The organism is Streptomyces sp. NPDC029216, assembly GCF_040648015.1.
Taxonomy (GTDB): Bacteria; Actinomycetota; Actinomycetes; order Streptomycetales; family Streptomycetaceae; genus Streptomyces.
Map to the genome: position 1 here is coordinate 1 of NZ_JBEZWL010000271.1, position 4,233 is coordinate 4,233.

A 4,233-nucleotide genomic window follows, 5' to 3' on the forward strand; every position below is an offset into this window, starting at 1 on the left:
CCAGCCACAGGGCGTCGGCCAGCTCCTCGGGGGACGGGTCGAGCCCGGCGGCCCGGAGCAGCCCGGCGAGCGTACGCAGCCCGGCGCCGGCGGGCCCGTCCGCGGGACCCCGGCGGTCGGCGGCGGGGTCCCGGCCCGCGTCACGAAGACCTGCGTCACGAAGCCCGGGGGCCGGCCGGCCTGCGGCGTGCGGGCCCCCGGTCTCGGAGTCCGTGTGCTCTCGGGGCACCGGCCCTCACCTCGGACGGTCGAGGCGCTGGATGAGCAGGTCCGCGAGGTCCTCGCGGCTGGGCGGGGAGGCGTAGTGGGTGAGGTAGATGGCGTTGAGCAGCTGGTCGGCGGCGACGAGTTCGGAGCGGGAGCGGCTGAGGAACTCCCGGATCAGGTCGGCCCCGAGCTGGGCGGCCTCCTCCCCGAGGTGGGCGCGGACCATGGTGGCGAGGCGCTTCTCGCCGGGCTGGCCCAGCTTGAGCTGGATGCAGCGGCGCAGCAGGGCGGCGGGGAAGTCCCGTTCGCCGTTGCTGGTCAGGATGATGAACGGGAAGGCCCGGCAGCGCACCCGCCCGTCGCGGACGGTGGCCTTGGTGCCGTCGTCGGTGAGGACGTGCACCTCGGGCTCGGAGTCGGCGACGCGTTCGAGCTCGGGCAGGGTGAACTCGCCTTCCTCCAGGACGTTCAGCAGGTCGTTCGGCAGGTCGATGTCGCTCTTGTCGAGCTCGTCGACGAGCAGGACGCGCGGCCGCGCGGTGGGCAGCAGGGCGGTGCCGAGCGGGCCGAGCCGGATGTACTTGCCGATGCCCGGCGCCCGCCCCGGCTCCCCTCCGCTCGCCGCGATCTGTACGTCCTGGAGCCGGGCGAGGGCGTCGTAGCGGTAGAGCCCCTCCTGGAGCACGGTCCGCGACACCACGGGCCAGCGCAGCACGCGGCCGAGCTTCAGCTCGTGCGCGACGGCGTGCGCGAGGGTGGACTTGCCGGTGCCGGGGTAGCCGGTCACCAGCAGCGGCCTGCGCAGGTAGAGCGCCGCGTTGATGGCGTCCAGCTCCTCCGGCTCGGGCCGGTGCAGCTCGGCGGCCTGCCGGTGGGCGCCCAGCCGGCGCGCCACGTTCCCGTCGGCGGCCGCCGCTGCCCCGCCGGGCTCGGCGACGGGTCCGCCGTCGAAGTCCCGCCAGGGCGGCGGGTCGGGCAGCGCGTCGATCCCGTCGTGGGGTTCGCCGACCCCCCGGTAGATGAGCCATTCCTCGTTCACGCCCGCTCCCTCCCGCACGGCCCGCCCCAGCACGGACCTCCCCCACCCGACCGCACCCCACACCCGCGCCCTACCCACGACACCCGGCACCGACCCGGCCCCCGCGCCCCGGCCCACTCCGAGCCCCGCTCCCCGACCACAGCCAGGCCCCGTTCCCCGGGCCGCCGCAAGCCGCGTCGGCCGGCTCCCGCCGACCCTCGGCCCGGATCCCGCGACCCGGTCCGCTCCGGCCCCCGCGCCCCGGCCCGCTCCAATCCCCGCTCCCCGACCACAGCCAGGCCCCGTTCCCCAGGCCGCCACGAGCCCTGCCCCCCGGCTCCCGCCCGAAGCGGCCGTCCGGCCCGCCCCGGGGTCCGTCGCCCGGCCGGCTCCAGTCCCCGCTGCCCGACCGCCGCCCCCGGCCCCCGGACCCCGGCCGCCCCCGGCCCCCGCTCCCGGCTGCGGCTCCGGCGTGCGACCCGGCCGGGCGGGCCGGGGCCTCGGGCGGGGCCTCAAAGATCCCCCTGGAGCGGCTCGTCCTCCGGGAGGGCGCGGGACGGGTCCTCCCAGACGAGGGCCACGCCGGCCGCCCAGTAGGCGTCGGGGTCCGCCCCGTACGCCCGCCGGCGCAGGGCCTGGAGGCGTTGCGGGAGCACCGCGCCCCGGCCGGCCTCGGCGAGCTCCTCGCGCAGCCCCCGGTGGAAGGGCGCGCACGAGGCCCCCGGGTCGGCCGGGGGGCGCCGGCACACCGCCACCCCGTAGCCGGCGTCCCGTACGGAGTGCAGCGCGCCCAGCGTCGGTTCGGCGGCCGGGTCCCGGCAGAGCACCGGCACGGTGGTGTCGGCCAGCCCCTCCAGCCATGCCGGCGAGGGGCTGCGGGGGCGGCCCCGCGAGCAGTCGGCGCGCTGGTCCAGCAGGGGCCCCGCCTGCACCCGCGCCCACCGCCCGGCGGCGGCGGGGCTCCCGGTGCCGTCCGGGTGGCGGAACACCACCGGCCGCTGCACCCCCACCGGCACCCCGCCCGAGACGGCCCACTCGTCGACCGCGAGCCCGAACAGCTCGGGCGCGACCGCCACTTCGAGCACCGCGGCCGCCTCGTGCGTGTCGCAGCGGCGGAACCCTTCGGCGAGCGGGGCCCGCAGTGCGTCGGGGAGACCCGCCAGGGTGGCCCGTACCCCGGCGGCCACGGGGGTGACCCGGCCGGGGCGGGCAGGGCCGGCCAGGACCGAGACCCGCCAGTCGTAGACGTCCTCCCAGCCGTGCGCCCAGGCCTCCAGCAGCACCGTGGGCCCGGCCGGCCGGCCCGCGGGCCGCCGGGCGCGGCCCAGCGCCGCCTGTCCGGCGGCCAGCCGCCGGCGGCGTTCCCGTTCGGCCAGGCCGCGTTCGTGCCGCTCGGCGAGCTCCCGGCGCAGCGGCCGCCACAGCCGCTCGGCGGTGGTCCGTACCCAGTCCCACAGTTCCTCGTCGGCGCCGGGTGCGGGCGGCTCGCGGTGGTCGGCGACGCTGACGCCGGTGGCGTAGCGGAGCATCGCGGCGGCCTCGCCGCCCGCGCCGGGCGGGTCGTGCAGCAGGCCGAGGCCGTCGCGCCAGCTGAGCGGGGCGGGCAGGGTGGCGTCGGGTTCCTCGCCCCGCGCCTGCTCGGCGAGCTCGCGTACGGCTTCCGAGGATCCGGGCGGGGGCAGTTCGGCGAGCAGCCCGCACAGGGTGGTGCGCTCGCCGGGGGTCAGCCGGCCGCGGCCGCCGTACGGGTCCGGGTACGGGTCCGGTTCCCCGGCGGGCAGCAGGTCGTGCACGTCGGTCCAGGTCCGGCGGCTGTCGAGGTCGCTGAGGTGCCGGTCGTAGTGGTAGAGGTCGTGGGCCTGCATGACCCGCCGGTAGAGCCCGGTCTGACCGGTCGCCGCCAGGGGCAGGGTCCGCAGCTGGGACACGGACACGGCGAGGCCGCCGCCGCCCGCGTGCCGCCGGGCCTTGACCACGCCGACGACCTCCCCGCGGGTCAGGTCCACGACCGGCCCGCCGGACATCCCGGCTTCGATCTCGTCGTCGTCGCCGAGGCGGATGGCGGCGCCGCCCGCGGCGAGGCCGCGCAGCCGGGTGGTGCGGCCGGTGATCTCGCGGATGCCGAGTTCCTCGGTGCAGCCGAAGTAGGCGGCCTCGTCGAGCCGGGGTCTGGCCCGGTCGGTCAGCCAGACGCAGGCGTGGGTGACGGGCGCCAGGACCCGGACCAGCGCGAGGTCCGGGAGGTCCCACAGGGCCCGGCGGCCGGGCCGGCGTTCCTCCAGCCGCTCGGGCAGCACGCATTCCACGCGCCCCGCGACCGTCCCGGTGGTGGTGGTGTCTCCCCCGGGGAAGAAGCTGATGCCGACCTCACGCCCCGCAAGACGCACCCCGGCACCCCCTTCACCGACGACGTGCGCACACGTCAGGACCCAGCCGGGGGCGATGAAGAAGCCGCTGCCCCAGGTGGGTCCGGTCCCAGCGCTGTCATACCCGCCCGGGGCCGCGTGGACGCGTACGGTGGCGGCCCGGACCAGGGGCTCCAGGAGCTCGAAGGCGCGCGCGGATCCGCCCGTGCGCCCGTCCGGCATCCCGAGACCCCCCTCTCCCGCCCGCCCCAGCGGGTCCGTCCACGCTAGCGCCGGGGGCGGGACATCGGCAGGTGTCGCCCGGGAGCCGGATTATCCTGGCGGGAAACACCCCATCTTCGACACGGCACGGAGCCCGACTTGTACTTCACCGATCGCGGCATCGAGGAGCTGGAGAAGCGGCGCGGCGAGGAGGAGGTCACCTTCGAGTGGCTCGCCGAGCAGCTCCGCACCTTCGTGGACCTCAACCCCGACTTCGAGGTCCCGGTCGAACGCCTGGCGACCTGGCTGGCCCGCCTGGACGACGACGAGGACGAGGACGAGTAGCCCGTCCGGCGGGCGCGGGGACCTGCGCCCACGCCGTGCGGCGCGTACGACCGAGGGGCGGCCCCCCCCGGCGGGGGGGCCCCCCCGGGGTGTGGC

General features: G+C 78.0%; 4 protein-coding genes. 1 reads left to right on the forward strand and 3 read right to left on the reverse strand.

Going from position 1 to position 4,233, the window contains the following annotated elements; translation table 11 throughout:
• From AB0F18_RS38660 to AB0F18_RS38670, 3 genes are all read right to left on the reverse strand, one after another.
• Positions 1–229: hypothetical protein (locus AB0F18_RS38660; protein ID WP_362070074.1), on the reverse strand; the 229-nt coding region annotated here is incomplete at its 3' end.
• Positions 230–235: 6 nt separating this feature from the next.
• On the reverse strand, positions 236–1,246 hold the full coding sequence (locus AB0F18_RS38665) for a MoxR family ATPase (RefSeq protein ID WP_362070077.1): 1,011 nt from the start codon (positions 1,244–1,246) through the stop codon (positions 236–238).
• 491 nt (positions 1,247–1,737) lie between these two features.
• Positions 1,738–3,813, reverse strand: a complete 2,076-nt coding sequence (locus AB0F18_RS38670; protein WP_362070080.1) for a trypsin-like peptidase domain-containing protein — start codon at positions 3,811–3,813, stop codon at positions 1,738–1,740.
• Between the two features lie 138 nt (positions 3,814–3,951).
• On the opposite strand from AB0F18_RS38670, the gene AB0F18_RS38675 reads away from it, so the two are divergent.
• A complete protein-coding gene (locus AB0F18_RS38675; protein WP_018102711.1) occupies positions 3,952–4,137 on the forward strand; it encodes a DUF6104 family protein in 186 nt (61 codons plus the stop codon).
• Positions 4,138–4,233 lie beyond the last annotated feature (96 nt).

Coding starts and splice junctions, on each gene's coding strand:
- AB0F18_RS38670 (WP_362070080.1), bottom strand. CDS start 3,813: ATGCCGGACGGGCGCACGGGCGGATCCGCGCGCGCCTTCGAGCTCCTG.